The sequence below is a fragment of the Bizionia saleffrena genome (assembly GCF_008086175.1).
In the GTDB taxonomy this organism is placed as follows: Bacteria; Bacteroidota; Bacteroidia; order Flavobacteriales; family Flavobacteriaceae; genus Bizionia; species Bizionia saleffrena.
This window is the reverse complement of record NZ_VSKM01000002.1, coordinates 166,269-180,604: the sequence shown is the minus strand read 5'-3', so window position 1 is coordinate 180,604 and position 14,336 is coordinate 166,269. Positions and strand designations below refer to the sequence as shown.

At 35.1% G+C, this 14,336-nt stretch carries 9 protein-coding genes; 6 read left to right on the top strand and 3 right to left on the bottom strand.

Going from position 1 to position 14,336, the window contains the following annotated elements; translation table 11 throughout:
• The first annotated feature begins 151 nt into the window (after positions 1 to 151).
• Both ES676_RS02485 and ES676_RS02480 read left to right on the top strand, forming a co-directional pair.
• A complete protein-coding gene (locus tag ES676_RS02485; RefSeq protein WP_148368454.1) occupies positions 152 to 1,447 on the top strand; it encodes a hemolysin family protein in 1,296 nt (431 codons plus the stop codon).
• Between the two features lie 142 nt (positions 1,448 to 1,589).
• Complete coding sequence (locus tag ES676_RS02480) at positions 1,590 to 3,710, top strand: SurA N-terminal domain-containing protein (RefSeq protein ID WP_148368453.1); 2,121 nt, start codon at positions 1,590 to 1,592, stop codon at positions 3,708 to 3,710.
• A gap of 76 nt (positions 3,711 to 3,786) precedes the next feature.
• Here ES676_RS02480 and ES676_RS02475 read toward each other — a convergent pair whose 3' ends face one another.
• Both ES676_RS02475 and ES676_RS02470 read right to left on the bottom strand, forming a co-directional pair.
• Positions 3,787 to 4,704 (bottom strand): GYDIA family GHMP kinase, encoded by a 918-nt coding sequence (locus ES676_RS02475; RefSeq protein ID WP_317130816.1) that lies wholly within the window; start codon positions 4,702 to 4,704, stop codon positions 3,787 to 3,789.
• A 2-nt stretch (positions 4,705 to 4,706) separates the two neighbouring features.
• Entirely contained in the window at positions 4,707 to 6,008 is a 1,302-nt protein-coding gene (locus tag ES676_RS02470; protein ID WP_148368452.1) for a hydroxymethylglutaryl-CoA reductase, degradative, read from the bottom strand.
• 208 nt (positions 6,009 to 6,216) lie between these two features.
• Here ES676_RS02470 and ES676_RS02465 point away from each other — a divergent pair, with 208 nt between their 5' ends.
• The 4 genes from ES676_RS02465 to ES676_RS02450 all read left to right on the top strand — a co-directional run bounded on the left by ES676_RS02465 (position 6,217) and on the right by ES676_RS02450 (position 12,298).
• Entirely contained in the window at positions 6,217 to 8,415 is a 2,199-nt protein-coding gene (locus ES676_RS02465; RefSeq protein ID WP_148368451.1) for a S9 family peptidase, read from the top strand.
• 58 nt (positions 8,416 to 8,473) lie between these two features.
• Positions 8,474 to 9,862, top strand: a complete 1,389-nt coding sequence (locus ES676_RS02460) for a peptide MFS transporter (RefSeq protein WP_148368450.1) — start codon at positions 8,474 to 8,476, stop codon at positions 9,860 to 9,862.
• Positions 9,863 to 9,877: 15 nt separating this feature from the next.
• Positions 9,878 to 11,662: a peptide MFS transporter gene (locus ES676_RS02455; RefSeq protein ID WP_148368449.1), complete on the top strand. Its 1,785-nt coding sequence runs from the start codon at positions 9,878 to 9,880 to the stop codon at positions 11,660 to 11,662.
• A gap of 87 nt (positions 11,663 to 11,749) precedes the next feature.
• The gene (locus ES676_RS02450; protein WP_211357871.1) at positions 11,750 to 12,298 is read left to right on the top strand and encodes a thioredoxin family protein; all 549 of its coding nucleotides are present in this window, start codon (positions 11,750 to 11,752) and stop codon (positions 12,296 to 12,298) included.
• A 4-nt stretch (positions 12,299 to 12,302) separates the two neighbouring features.
• Here ES676_RS02450 and ES676_RS02445 read toward each other — a convergent pair whose 3' ends face one another.
• On the bottom strand, positions 12,303 to 14,267 hold the full coding sequence (locus ES676_RS02445; RefSeq protein WP_246130277.1) for a ComEC/Rec2 family competence protein: 1,965 nt from the start codon (positions 14,265 to 14,267) through the stop codon (positions 12,303 to 12,305).
• Between the last annotated feature and the right edge of the window lie 69 nt (positions 14,268 to 14,336).

The window sequence follows — 14,336 nt, the reverse complement described above, 5'->3', positions numbered from 1 at the left end:
TGTCTTGTTTTTATACGACGCCTTTTCTAATTGGGGAGTGGAACAATCAAGATCGTATTCTTCCCTGTTGTTGGGAGCTTTAGCGATATTTATGTTTTTCTTTAGGCAGAGATTTAATAAAAAGATCGATAATAAAGACAATAAAAAATAGATGTCTACCACCATTATTATTACAATAATAATTATTGCCTTATTGCTTTCTGCTTTTTTTTCAGGAATGGAGATCGCCTATGTTTCGGCTAATAAAATCCATATAGAAATTGAAAAAAAACAAGGTGGTTTTCTAGCAACCATTTTAAAACGATTAACCGCAAAACCGTCTAAGTTTATTGCCGCTATGCTTATTGGTAATAATATAGCACTGGTTCTATATGGGTTTTTTATGGGCGATTTGTTAGTGGCGTGGTTTCAGTCTATGTTACCAACCACCAATGTATTCGCTAACTATCTGCTTACCGATTTAAGCTTGTTAACACAAACTGTTTTATCGACACTATTAATCTTATTTACAGCAGAATTTCTTCCGAAAGTGTTTTTTCAGATTTATGCCAATACCTTTATTAAGGTACTCGCTTTTCCTGCCTATATTTTTTATACGCTGTTTTCTTGGATTTCAGATTTTGTGTTATGGATTTCAGATTTTGTGTTGCGTAAATTCTTTAAAACGGAGGGTGACATTGTACAATTAGCTTTTACAAAAGTGGAATTAGGAAATTATATTAGCGAGCAAATGGAATCTGTGGAAGAACACGACATCATCGATAGCGAAATCCAGATTTTTCAAAAAGCACTAGAGTTTGCCGATGTTAAAGCACGTGAAGTAATGGTGCCTAGAACCGAAATTATTGCGGTTGAAATTAACGATTCCGTAGACAATTTAAATAACTTGTTTGTACAAACGGGATGTTCAAAAATATTAGTCTATAAAGAAACGATTGACGATATTGTAGGATATGTGCACGCTTTCGAACTCTTTAAAAAGCCACAAACCATACAGGCGATGTTGCTTTCTGTGAAATTTGTTCCAGAAACAATGCTCATCAACGATATTTTAAACATTCTTATTAAGAAAAGAAAAAGTATGGCTGTTGTTCTGGATGAATACGGTGGGACTTCAGGAATATTAACTGTCGAGGATATTGTTGAAGAGCTATTGGGTGAAATTGAAGACGAACACGATACAGCAGTATTAACCGAAGAAAAGATTGACGACCATAACTTTGTGTTTTCTGCACGTTTGGAAGTCGATTACCTAAACGAACATTTTAAGCTTCATCTTCCTGAAGGTGAGAATTATGAAACTCTAGGCGGATTAATTTTGGATTATACAGAAGAAATTCCCCATCAAAATGATATTGTTACGATTGATAATTTTCAGTTTAAAATCATTGAAGTTTCTAATACTAAAGTAGATCTGGTACACTTAAAAGTAAAAACTGACGACTAAAAATCTGGCCTTATAATACGACTCTATTAGGTATAGTAAACCCCTTTGTTAAAATTAAATTAATTAATGAGATGTTCTTCTTTTATTATTAAAGAGAAAACTGTATTTTCGCTCACTATATTTCATATAATCTATTCAACCGATGGCAATTTTAAATAAAATAAGACAAAAAACAGTTGTTTTAATCTTAGTAATCGCACTAGCCTTATTCGCTTTTGTATTATCAAGTTTATTCGATAATCAGAATGCGTTATTTTCTAAATCTCCTAATGTGGTTGCTACCATAAATGGAAAAGATATTTCTCGTCAAGAATTTATGGCAAGAGTAGAGGCGCAGCAAACTCCAAATGCAACGACAACGCAAATAATGAACCAAGTTTACGAAGCTGAAGTCCGTCAAGCAGTGATGGGAACGCAATTCGAAAAATTAGGTTTAAATGTTGGTAGACAGCAAATGAGAGATTTGTTAAGAGCAAATTTAGAGTCTAGTCCTCAGTTTTTAAATGAAGATGGTGTTTACGACGAATCAAAATTAAACGCTTATATCGCTAACCTAAAAGAAACATCGCCTGAAGCGTATGCACAATGGATTAGTTATGAAGATAACGTATCGTCTGGAGCATTGCAACAAACCTATTTTAATTTAGTAAAAGCTGGAACAACGGCAACGTTAGCAGAAGGCGCTCTAGAGCATAAATTAGAAGGTGATAAAGTAGATATCAAATTCGTGCAAGTACCTTACACATCTATTGCAGATAGTAGTATTGAAGTATCGAAAGGAGATATTGAGAATTACGTAGAGAAACACAGTAAAAAATACGAAGTGGACGCTTCAAGAAGTTTACAATATGTAAAATTCGAGGAAGTGGCTTCTTTAGAAGATGAAACAGTGCTTCAAGAGGAGCTTATCAAATTAATTAGAGGAAACATTTCTTACAACTCTGAAACTAAGAAGAATGATACGGTTGTAGGTTTTGCTAATATGAGTGATGCTAAAGCAGAAGTTTTCGTAAACGAAAACTCAGATGTAAAATTTAATAATGGGTATGTTTATGAATCAGCAATCGCTGGAGCATTAAAAGATAGCATTTCAAAATTAAATACAGGTGATGTTTATGGCCCTTATAAAGAAGGAAGAACATTTAAGGTAGCAAAACTAGTAGCACAAACAAAATTACCAGATTCTGTAAAGGCAAGACATATTTTAATTCCTTTTATAGGATCTCGTGCAGCAGCTCCAGAAACAGTACAAACAGAAGAGCAAGCTAAAACAACCTCAGATAGTTTATTAGCGATTATTAAAACAGACCGTTCTAAGTTTGTAACGTTATTAGATTTCTCAATCGATAAAGTAAGTAATGAAGAAGAAGGTGTTTTAGATTGGTACACATACAATACAATGACGCCTGCATTTAGAGATTATACCTTCGAAAATAAAAAAGGAGACATCGGAGTGGTTAAAACTGATTTCGGTTTTCACATTGTCGAAATATTAGATCAGAAAAACGAAAAACAAGCTTACAAATTAGCTACTTTAGTTAGAAACATCGAGCCTTCTATAGATACAGAAGACACCGTTTTTAGAGAGGCTTCAAATTTTGTGCTGAAGGCAGATAATAATAATTTTCAAGAAGTAGCTAAAGAAAAAGGCTTTCCAATATTTCCTGTAAGTGGCGTTAAAGTGTTAGACGAAAACATACCAGGTGTAGGAAACCAAAGAGAAATTGTGCGTTGGGCTTTTGAGAAATCAAGATCTGTAGGCGATATTAAACGATTCTCAGTTTCTACAGGATATGTTGTTGCCCAGGTAACAGCTAAAAATCAAGAAGGTTTAATGAATGTAGAAGATGCTTCAGTAACTGCAATTCCTGCAATTAGAAAAGAGAAAAAAGCACAATTAATTAAAGAAAGAGCAAAAACGTCTAGTATTGAAGATTTTGCTGCTTCTGAAGGACAAACGGTAAAAACCGCGTCGGCAATTAATATGAAAAACCCAACTATTGCAGGTGCTGGTAAAGAGCCCTTGGTTGTAGGAACAGCTTTCGGATTAAAAGAAGGAGCAACCTCTAAAGTAATCGCTGGAGAAAAAGGAGTGTATATGGTTCAAGTTACTAAAACAACGCCAGCTGTGACATTAGATAACTACCAGTCGTATTCGAACCAAGTTGGTGAGCAGAAATTAAACTCTGTAAATACAAGGTTATACAGCGCATTAAAAGAGGCTGCAGAAATAGAGGATAATAGAGCGAATACTATTCAATAAAATAGCGTCTCATTCTAACATAAAAAAGGTCTTGCATATTATGCGAGACCTTTTTTGTGTTTATTGTGTATACAAACTAAGCGCCTAATATGAGATCGTTATACGCTATTATGGTGTTATAATTTTTGCTGTTGAAGTAATCGTAGACATACGCTTTAGTGCCCGTAACTAAAATAAAGTCGCCTCCCCAGCCTCCTAAACTCTTAATGGCGTTGTCAAAATCCGGGAATAGATCGTTTTTAATTGGCGTTTGATTAGTGACGTGCGCGATTAGGATTTCATGTTCTATTATAAGGGCATCAAAAATTAATCGGCTATCCGCTTTTAAAAGCTGAGATGTTATCCTGTTTATTTTTTGAATAATGATTTCGCTATTGGTTTTGTATTGTTTGTAGGTGCTAATAGCGTCGCGACTGTTTTGTTTTTTATTGCGGTGAACAAAAAACAACTCGTCTTTAAATCGCGGATTAAAAGAGATTTCCTTAATTTTTGGCGGATCCCCAACTTGGTAAAGAATAGGCGCATTGTGCCGCGCGCAAGCAATGTCGTAACCACTACCACCAAAAGAATGTAAAAGAAGCGTCATAGGGTTAACATTAGCCCAAAGTGCCAAGTTATTTATTAAAGTAGACGACGAGCCTAAGCCCCAATCGCGAGGAAAATCTAAACGGGTGGATACTTTGTATCCGCTATGGTGTGTTAGGAAATCGGGGTTTTCTTTTTTTGCTGTTTTTAAAAGTGCAGTGAGTTGTTTAGAAACGGGGTCTTCAGAGTTATTCGCTACAGATGTTAATGTCTCTATATTAAAAGTGTCTTGAAACCAGAGGTTGCCTTTCTCATCGAAACTTGTCCAAATAATGTTACGATCAGTAATTGGTTCTACATCTAAATGCTGGCCCAATTTTGTGGGTAACGCAAAAGCATTTGCGCCGTCTAAAACGACATATTCCCCCGTAATTAATAATTTACCGTTACTGTAAAAAGACTGCATCATTTTTATTGTCTTAGCGCATTAATGGCTTCAACAACAGCCCTGTGCGTAACCGTATGGGTTTTGAAATAATCTACAATCGTTTTCTTTTCATTAGCGGTCGCTTCAAACTGATTTAAAATATTCATCAAGTGCATTTTCATATGGCCTTCTTGAATACCTGTTGTCGTTAGCGATTTTATAGCTGCAAAATTTTGCGCTAAGCCGGCAACAGCAACAATTTGCATTAATTCTTTAGCTGATGGTTTTCCTAAAATGTCTAACGCAACTTTTACTAGTGGGTGTAAATTTGTTAAGCCTCCAACGGTTCCTAGTGCTAATGGAAGTTCTGTCCAAAACGTGAAAATACCATTTTCAACTTTAGCGTGTGTTAAACTGGAATATTTACCGTTACGAGCCGCATAGGCGTGTACGCCAGCTTCAATTGCTCTAAAATCATTTCCGGTGGCCAAAACAACGGCATCAATTCCGTTCATTATACCTTTATTATGTGTTACTGCGCGATAGGGTTCAACTTCTGCAATAGAAATAGCTTGCACGAATTTTTTAGCAAACAACTCAGGGTCTTCAATATTTTTATCGATGAGTTCTTCAATTGGGCACGAAACTTCTGCTCTAACAATACAATTGGGCACATAATTAGATAAAATACTCATTACTATTTCTATGGGTGAATCCAAGTGCTTTTCAGCTTCAGCTTTAAAAGTTTTTGCAAACTGTTCCAGGCACGAATTAATAAAATTAGCACCCATCGCATCTAACGTTTCGAAAGTGGCGTGCAACTGGTAATACCCCTTAATCTCTGTAGTTTTATCGTTTAGAACAAGGTCTAAAACACCACCACCACGGGCGTCCATATTTTTAGTAATGCCGCGCGTTGCTTCCAGTAATTTTGGTTGTACAGCAGTGTAAAAGGCGTGCAGTTTTTCGCTATTGCCGTGAAACATAAAGTGAACTTGACCAATTTTAGTCGTCGATAGCACTTTGGTTTTAAAGCCGCCACGAGACATCCAGAATTTTGCAGCTTTACTAGCTGCGGCAACTACCGAACTTTCTTCGATAGCCATAGGAATGGCGTATATTGTATTGTTAATTTTAAAATTGGGCGCGATACCTAACGGTAAATAATAGTTAGAAATGGTGTTTTCTATAAATTCGTCATGTAATTGTTGTAGTTTTTTATCGGAATTTATATATTGTAAAAGCGTGTCCTTTGACGCTGTAGATCCAGAAAGATAATGGGTTACTATCCAATCTATTTTTTTAGATTTAGATAATTTTGAAAAGCCGGAAACTGATTTTTGCATTGCCTATAATTTTGTACAACAAAGATACTATTCTCATTATAAAAGAAAATGTATTTTCCCTTTTGTTACACTTTTAGTTTTTTTAAACTATAGGTAGGAATCCAATCTGAAACAGATTGCCGCGAACACAGTAATTAACTGTTAATTTTAGCTATATTTTGCATAATTTTTAGTAAACTTGGCATTATTTTAATTTTACTTATACGAAATGAAATTATACAAAATCTTTGCTCTTACTTGTTTTTTAGTAACATCTTTAATGTCAGCTCAAAACAAAGAGATTTCCCTAGAAGAGATTTGGGGCGGAACCTTCAGAACACAGGGAATGGATGCCCTCCACTCCTTAAAAAATGGTAAACAATATTCGGTTTTAAACGTCGATAGAGGCTCAGGAACTACAACAATAGATATTTACGATTATAGCACCTTAGAAAAAACAAAAACGTTAGTTAGTTCTGCCGGTATTAAGGGCTTGCGTTATTTTTCTGATTATACCTTTAGTGCTAATGAAAATAAAGTGCTTTTAGCGACTAATGAGGAGTCTATTTTTAGACGCTCTACCTTAGGTAATTATCACGTTTTTAATACGGTAACCGAAGATGTAATTGAGATTGCAGAAGAAAAAATACAAGAACCAACATTTTCACCAGATGGATCGAAAGTCGCTTATGGTCGCGATAATAACATCTATGTAAAAGATTTAGAGTCGGGCAAAACCACTCAAATTACTTTTGATGGTGTAAAAAATAAAATTATTAACGGTATTACCGACTGGGTTTACGAAGAAGAATTTGGCTTTGTTCGCGCTTTCGAATGGAATGCCGACAGTAATAAGATTGCGTATATAAGATTTGATGAAACTCTGGTTCCTGAATTTTCAATGGATGTTTACGGTAATAATTTGTACCAAACCCAAACGGTATTTAAATACCCGAAAGCAGGTGAGGCCAATGCTATTGTGTCGCTTCATATTCATAATTTAGAAAGCAATAATATGCGAGCTGTGACTTTAGATAAAAAATACAGCGATTTCTATATCCCTAGAATAAAATGGACTAATGATGCTGATGTTTTAAGTGCTCAATTTATGAATCGCCACCAAAACGAGTTGGATTTATGGATGATTGATGCTGAAAAAAACACGGCCTTTATCGCCATTGCTGAAAAAGACAAAGCCTATATTGATGTTACCAATAATTTAACTTTTTTAAAAGATGATAGTTTTATCTGGACAAGTGAAAAAGATGGATACAACCATATTTATCACCACGATAAAAAAGGAAAATTAATTAATCAAATCACTAAAGGGAAATGGGAAATAACCGACTACTATGGTTTTGATGCTAAAACAGATAGAATTTATTACCAATCGGTAGAGAACGGATCTATTAATAGAGACGTGTATTCTATTAGTTTAAAAGGAACGAAAAAGCAACGTTTGTCTGATAATACAGGAACAAATAGCGCCGATTTTAGCGCTGATTTCACTTACTTTATTAATTCATTTTCTAATGCGACAACACCGCCTAGCTACACTTTAAATGATGCGATAACGGGTGAAGTTGTAAAAGAGATTAAAGATAATACAGAATTAGTAGAAGCATTAGCGGCGTATAAAATGTCGCCAAAAGAATTTAGCACGATTGCGGTAAATGGTAACGATTTGAATATGTGGACCATTAAACCTAAAGATTTTGATGCGTCTAAAAGCTACCCGTTATTTATGTTTCAATATTCTGGCCCTGGTTCTCAGCAGGTTGCTAATAAATGGCATAGTGCAAACGATTATTGGTACCAATTACTTGCGCAAAAAGGATATATTGTTGCTTGTGTAGATGGAAGAGGTACAGGTTTTAAAGGCGCTGACTTTAAAAAAGTGACACAAAATGAATTAGGAAAATTTGAAGTTGAAGACCAGATTGAAGCCGCTAAACAATTAGGGGATTTAAAGTATATAGATGATAGCCGTATAGGAATATGGGGCTGGAGCTATGGTGGTTTTATGAGTAGTAATGCTCTATTTAAAGGAAACGACGTCTTTAAAATGGCGATTGCTGTGGCACCCGTTACAAGCTGGAGGTTTTACGACTCTATTTATACAGAGCGTTATATGACAACACCACAAGAGAATGCGAGTGGTTACGATATGAACTCACCAATAAATCACGTCGATAAATTAAAAGGAGATTTTCTTTTAATTCACGGTACTGCTGATGATAATGTACACGTGCAAAATACGATGCGAATGGTTGAAGCTTTAGTACAAGCTAATAAACAATTTGAATGGATGATTTATCCAGATAAAAACCACGGTATTTACGGAGGTAATACACGGTTACATTTATACACAAAAATGACTAATTTTATCGACCGTACATTGGGAGATAAAATTGCGAAGTCAGAATAATAATGGGCTTAGGCTTGAGTATTAAAAACTAACGATCAATTAATTAACTGATAAAATTATGGCGAATACAGCTACAATAGCAAAACACAAAGAACTCTTTGGACATCCAGTAGGTCTTTATATTCTATTTTTCACCGAAATGTGGGAACGTTTCTCGTATTATGGAATGCGTGCCATTTTAGTATTATATCTTGTAGCAGAAACACAAGGCGATAATGTTGGTTTAGGTTGGACTAATGGTGAAGCGTTAGCACTTTATGGTTGGTACACGATGTTAGTTTATGTAGCTTCTATTCCTGGAGGTTGGTTAGCTGATAAATTTCTAGGTCAGAAAAAAGCCGTTTTATATGGCGGTGTTTTATTGATTCTGGGACACAGTGTTTTGGCCATAGAACAAATGTGGGCATTTTACGCAGGTCTAGGTTTAATTGTTCTTGGAGTGGGTTTACTTAAACCAAACATTTCAACTATGGTAGGTGGGCTTTACAAACAAGGAGATATTAGAAGAGATAAAGGATTTACAATTTTTTATATTGGTATTAATGTGGGCGCCTTTTTATCGAGTTTAATTGTGGGGTATGTAGGTGAAGTTCACGGATGGCATTATGGTTTCGGTTTAGCTGCAATAGGAATGGCTTTAGGGTTACTTCAATACCTCGCAGGTCAAAAATACTTGAAACATGTTGGTAATTTTACAGGCGCATCAGAAAATGAAGAAGAAAAGGCGGCTTTAAAGAGACCTTTATCAAAAATAGAGAAAGATCGTGTAATTGTACTATTAATGTCTTTCTTATTAGTTATTGTTTTTTGGGGAGCATTCGAGCAAGCAGGTGGATTAATGAATATCTATGCTATGGACAATACCAATAGAGCGCTTTTAGGATGGGAAGTACCAGCGTCTTGGTTCCAGTCTTTTAATGCTATGTTCATTATCTTTTTAGGAACTACAGTAGCTGCATTTTGGGCACGTAGAAAACTAAAAGGAAAATTATCTTCATCACTTTTTAAAATGATTTTAGGATTAATTATTATGGGAACAGGATTCTTTTTTATGTCGGCTGCTGCCGCGCAATTTGAGAGTACTGGCTCATCAGCTATGTATTGGTTAGTATTAGCTTATTTATTTCATACGGTAGGAGAATTATGTATTTCTCCAGTTGCCTTATCTTACATTACTAAATTGGCCCCTTTAAAATACGCGTCGTTAATGATGGGTGTGTTTTTCGCAATGACTGGTTTAGGTAATAAATTAGCCGGCTTGTTAGGTGAATCGGCTTCAGAATATGGTGAATTCACCATTTTTACCGGTATTGCTTTGTTTTGTGTGCTTTTTGGACTCATAGTGATGCTTTTTAGAAAGAAATTAGAAACGCTTACGCACGGTGCCGAAGATAATGAACGTGAAATAGAAGATGAAAATGAAGGTTATGAAGTAGCTAAACAATAAATTAATAATTTATATATGAACACTGATATTGAAAATCTTTTTAAAGACAAGGTGATTGGTCATCCTGCGGGCTTGTTTATTATCTTTTTTACTGAAATGTGGGAACGTTTTTCCTTTTACGGAATGCGTATTCTTTTAATATTATTTTTAACGGCTCCAATAATTAGTGATAACCCAGGTTGGGATTGGCCTAGAGAGCACGCTTTAGCGTTAATTGGAACTTATGGTTCGCTATTATATTTAACACCAATCTTAGGAGGTTGGCTAGCAGATAAATATACAGGGTACAAATGGGCCGTAATTATTGGTTGTTTTTTAATGATGCTAGGTCATGCCTCAATGGTGATCGATTCACCTTGGGCATTATACTTAGGATTAGGATTATTAATTGTAGGTACCGGTTTCTTTAAACCGAATATGACATCGATGATTTCAGCGATGTACGAGGGTAAGGAGTCTAAAAAAGATGGCGCTTACACCATTTACTATATGGGTGTAAATGCTGGTGCATTCTTCGGAATGATGCTTTGTGGATATTTAGCGGAAAACCTTGGGTGGCATTACGGTTTTGGGTTAGCTGGAATTTTTATGCTTTTAGGTTTGATTCAATTTTGGTTGGCTAAAGATTTCTTTGGAGATATTGGCGAAAGACCTTCAAAAGAAGTTAAAGTGGATATTGCTTTAAACATGTCTGAAGATAATGTGCACGTCGATGAAGCTAAATTAGCTCAAGAAAAACAAAACCCGTTTACAACGGTCGATTTAGTATTAATCGTATTGTCTTCATTAGGAGGTTTACTCTATTTATTTAACGACCCGATGTCTAAAATTGGTGATATTAATTTCTTAGACTTTCAAATAGGAGGAATGGACGGTTCTAACGTCACTATTTTAACAGCCTTAGTCTTATTTCTATACTTAATTATTACAAGAATTTCTAGATACACGAAAATAGTTAGAGATAAAATTATTGCGGTATCTATATTTGGCGTTTTTACGGTATTCTTTTTCGCTGCATTCGAGCAATCTTTAGGCTCTATGACGCTTTTTGCTCAAGATTATACAATGCGATCGCTAACAGGAACATCTGCGATACTATTTAAAATAGTCGATTTAATTTTAACAGTGGGTCCTTTAGCTATTATTACTTGGGTTTTGTTTTTGTTATTCAAAAAAACATTCAAAAAAATTCCAATTTCAAACATTGTCTTAGCGCTCTCTTTTGTGGTGTTATGGGGTATTGTATATTACAAAGTAAGTAACGAGTTTAGCAAAGAATCTACCGAAGTACCGGCAACTTGGTTTGGTATCTTGAACTCTTTCTTTATTATTTCGTTAGCACCAGTATTTTCTAAATGGTGGGAGAGTAAGTATAACCCAAGTGCGGCAATGAAATACGGCCTCGGTTTAGTGCTTTTAGGTTTAGGTTTTGGAGTGTTAGTAATTGGTACATTAGGTATCGAGCAAGGGGCTAAAACAGCGTCTGTAAGTATGATATTTTTAATTTTTGCTTACTTATTACATACTATGGGAGAATTATGTATTTCTCCAGTAGGATTATCTTATTTAAGTAAATTAGTCCCGGCTAGAATGATTGGCTTCATGTTTGGTATCTGGTATTTAGCTATCGCTATCGGGCAAAAAGCAGCGGGTACAATGGGAGGAATGATCGATAAAATTACCGAAGAATATTCGTTAAGTACCTTCTTCTTAATATTTACATTAGTACCAATTGCTATTGGTTTAATTTCGGTGGTCTTAAATCCAATATTAAAACGTTTAATGCACGATGTAAGATAACATCAGTAAATAATACAATAAAAACGTCTCGTTTGAGGCGTTTTTATTTTTTTGTAACTTTGGAATACCTTTTGAAGAGATAGAATTATGAAAAAACACATACTACTTTTAGCGGTTGCACTTTTAACAACCATAGTTGTTTCTGCCCAAGAGATAAACTGGGTAACTTTAGATAAAGCAGTGGAGCTGCAACAGAAAACACCCAAAAAAATTATAATGGACATGTACACAGCGTGGTGCGGTCCTTGTAAAATGTTAGATCGTAATACCTTCTCTAACCCTGATGTTATAGAGTATGTAAATAGACATTATTACGCTGTAAAATTTAATGCCGAGGGTAACGATGTTGTCCCTTTTAAAGGAAAAACATTTACGAACCCTAATTACAACCCTGCGCGCGCAAAATCGCGAAATTCTGCACACCAGTTAGCGAGTTATTTTAAAGTTCGGTCGTACCCGACCATATTGTTTTTAGATGAAAAGGCCGATTTTCTGGCGCCAATTATTGGCTACAAAACGCCTCAAGATTTAGAACTTTATCTTAAAATGTTTAAGAATAATAAGCATACGGAAATGTCATCTCAAGATGCTTTTAATGTTTATTTTAAAGCGTTTAAGCCCGAGTTTACAAACTAGACTTTTAGTATTCCATTATAAAAGCACCCTTTTCGTAAGTACTATGAAAAGGGATTCTTGTTTTTAAGCAAGTGGTTTTCCAGCGGGCAACATAAGACTTGTAATTACTCCCATCTGCAATAATGGCTTTGGGTTGTAGCGTCTTTAAAAGTCGGTTTAAATTTATTTTCGGAGAATTTATTAAAATAATATAGTCCGGATTTAAATTTGTTAAGTTGTACACGCCTAAACTATCAATGAGTAAAACATAGCGATCATTATAACGATAAAGCGATTGTAAAGTGTCGAAACGAGTTGAACCAATACGCTGTTCCGTCACATAAGATTCTAAACTTCTAAAGTGATCGATACTGTCTAAATTTGAAGCAATGTTCAACGCTTTATTCTCTTTTTTGCCAAGTATAGTATATCGTGATTTATGAAAAACAGTAAAACTAGAGTCTGAAGATTCAAATTCGGAATAGATTAAAACACCATAGAAGACGACAATAGAAATGAACGTTAATCGCAACCATTTATAAGTGCTATTTTTAAAATAGCCGATTAAAAATACAATAATTAGATACCCTGATAAAACTTGAAGTAAACTGAAAGAAATTCCTTTTAATAAAAAGGCGTCGTGCTGAGATATCCAAGCCATTAAGGTATTCATTAAACCAATAATGCCACCATAAAAATCCGCTAGAAATTGGGGTAACAGTGCCACTGAAGCTAAAGCGATAACCAGAATACCCAAACCTAGAATTACACCTAAAAACGGAATGATAAGGAGGTTAGCAATAAAAAATAAACCAGGAATTTGATGAAAGTAAAACAAACTTATGGGCAGGACCCCAAACTGTGCAGCAAGGGTTACTGTAAAAACATCCCATAATTTTTTAGGGATATAATATTTAGGCGTCCATAAATTAGCCAACAACGGTTGGATACTCACAATAGCGATTACTGCCAAATAACTCAATTGGAAACCGACGTCGAAGAGGATTAAAGGTTTACATAGAACCAAGATTAGTATCGAGAATGCTAAAGTGTTATAAATATTTGTAGGCCGTTTTGAATGCATCGCAAAAGCGACGATGCTAAACATCGTCACTGCGCGTGTAACCGAACTGGAGAGTCCTGCGATAATAGCAAAACACCATAAAAGTATAATGATAATTATACCCGCGATCAATTTGCCGTTTTTAAAGCGATGTAGGGGTTTAAACAGGAAAGTGAGGAGGTATAATATTAGACCAACGTGAAGTCCAGAAACCGCAAGAATATGAATCGCTCCGGCATTTATATAATGTGTGGTGATGTCTTTACTAATATCTTGCCGCTGACCTAAAATTAACGCGTTAATAATAGATAATTCATCTGCTGAAAAATGATAGGTATTAAGTGAACTGTTAATATGTTTTCTAATGGCATCAGCATAACCGTATATGGTGTGTTTTTCAGTGCTGATCAAGAATAATTGCGGTGTCGTCGTGGAGAGTTGTTTGTAAATATATTGCTTCTCTAAATAAGCTTTATAATCAAATTGATTCGGGTTTAACGGATTTTGTATGGGGTTTAATGCCGTTTTGGTAGTGTAAATGTTGTCTACATCCAAACGGGAAGTGCTATCACTTTTGGCAACATTCAACAACGCTTTTCCATAAGCAGTGCGATCGCCAATGTTTAAAATATCTATAATATATTTTTCACTGTAAAGAGAGGGTTTTAACAGACTTTTAATTCTAAAAGTAATTGGTTGTTCTGTAGTAGCGAGTTTTAAGTAATGAGTGTCGTGACGCTTTTCATTATGTAAATTGGTGAATAAACTACCGAAAGAGATCGTCGTTAAACAAACGATTAACCCGAAGGTAAACGACTTTTTATGTCTCTTACGTTCTATAAAGTGAACGATACCTAACAGAACAATAGAGCTGCTAGCAAAAAATAGGGATAATGCGTTAGGAATAAAATAATAAAAAGCCAACACTATTCCAATTATGAAATATAATGTTAGCTTTATGATATTGAAATTCAGGAGTCTCACTCCTAAATATAG

Bases quoted from the DNA above. Each gene is read 5' to 3' on its own strand.
- ES676_RS02485 (WP_148368454.1), top strand. From the start codon at position 152: ATGTCTACCACCATTATTATTACAATAATAATTATTGCCTTATTGCTT.
- ES676_RS02480 (WP_148368453.1), top strand. From the start codon at position 1,590: ATGGCAATTTTAAATAAAATAAGACAAAAAACAGTTGTTTTAATCTTA.
- ES676_RS02475 (WP_317130816.1), bottom strand. From the start codon at position 4,704: ATGATGCAGTCTTTTTACAGTAACGGTAAATTATTAATTACGGGGGAA.
- ES676_RS02470 (WP_148368452.1), bottom strand. From the start codon at position 6,008: ATGCAAAAATCAGTTTCCGGCTTTTCAAAATTATCTAAATCTAAAAAA.
- ES676_RS02465 (WP_148368451.1), top strand. From the start codon at position 6,217: ATGAAATTATACAAAATCTTTGCTCTTACTTGTTTTTTAGTAACATCT.
- ES676_RS02460 (WP_148368450.1), top strand. From the start codon at position 8,474: ATGGCGAATACAGCTACAATAGCAAAACACAAAGAACTCTTTGGACAT.
- ES676_RS02455 (WP_148368449.1), top strand. From the start codon at position 9,878: ATGAACACTGATATTGAAAATCTTTTTAAAGACAAGGTGATTGGTCAT.
- ES676_RS02450 (WP_211357871.1), top strand. From the start codon at position 11,750: ATGAAAAAACACATACTACTTTTAGCGGTTGCACTTTTAACAACCATA.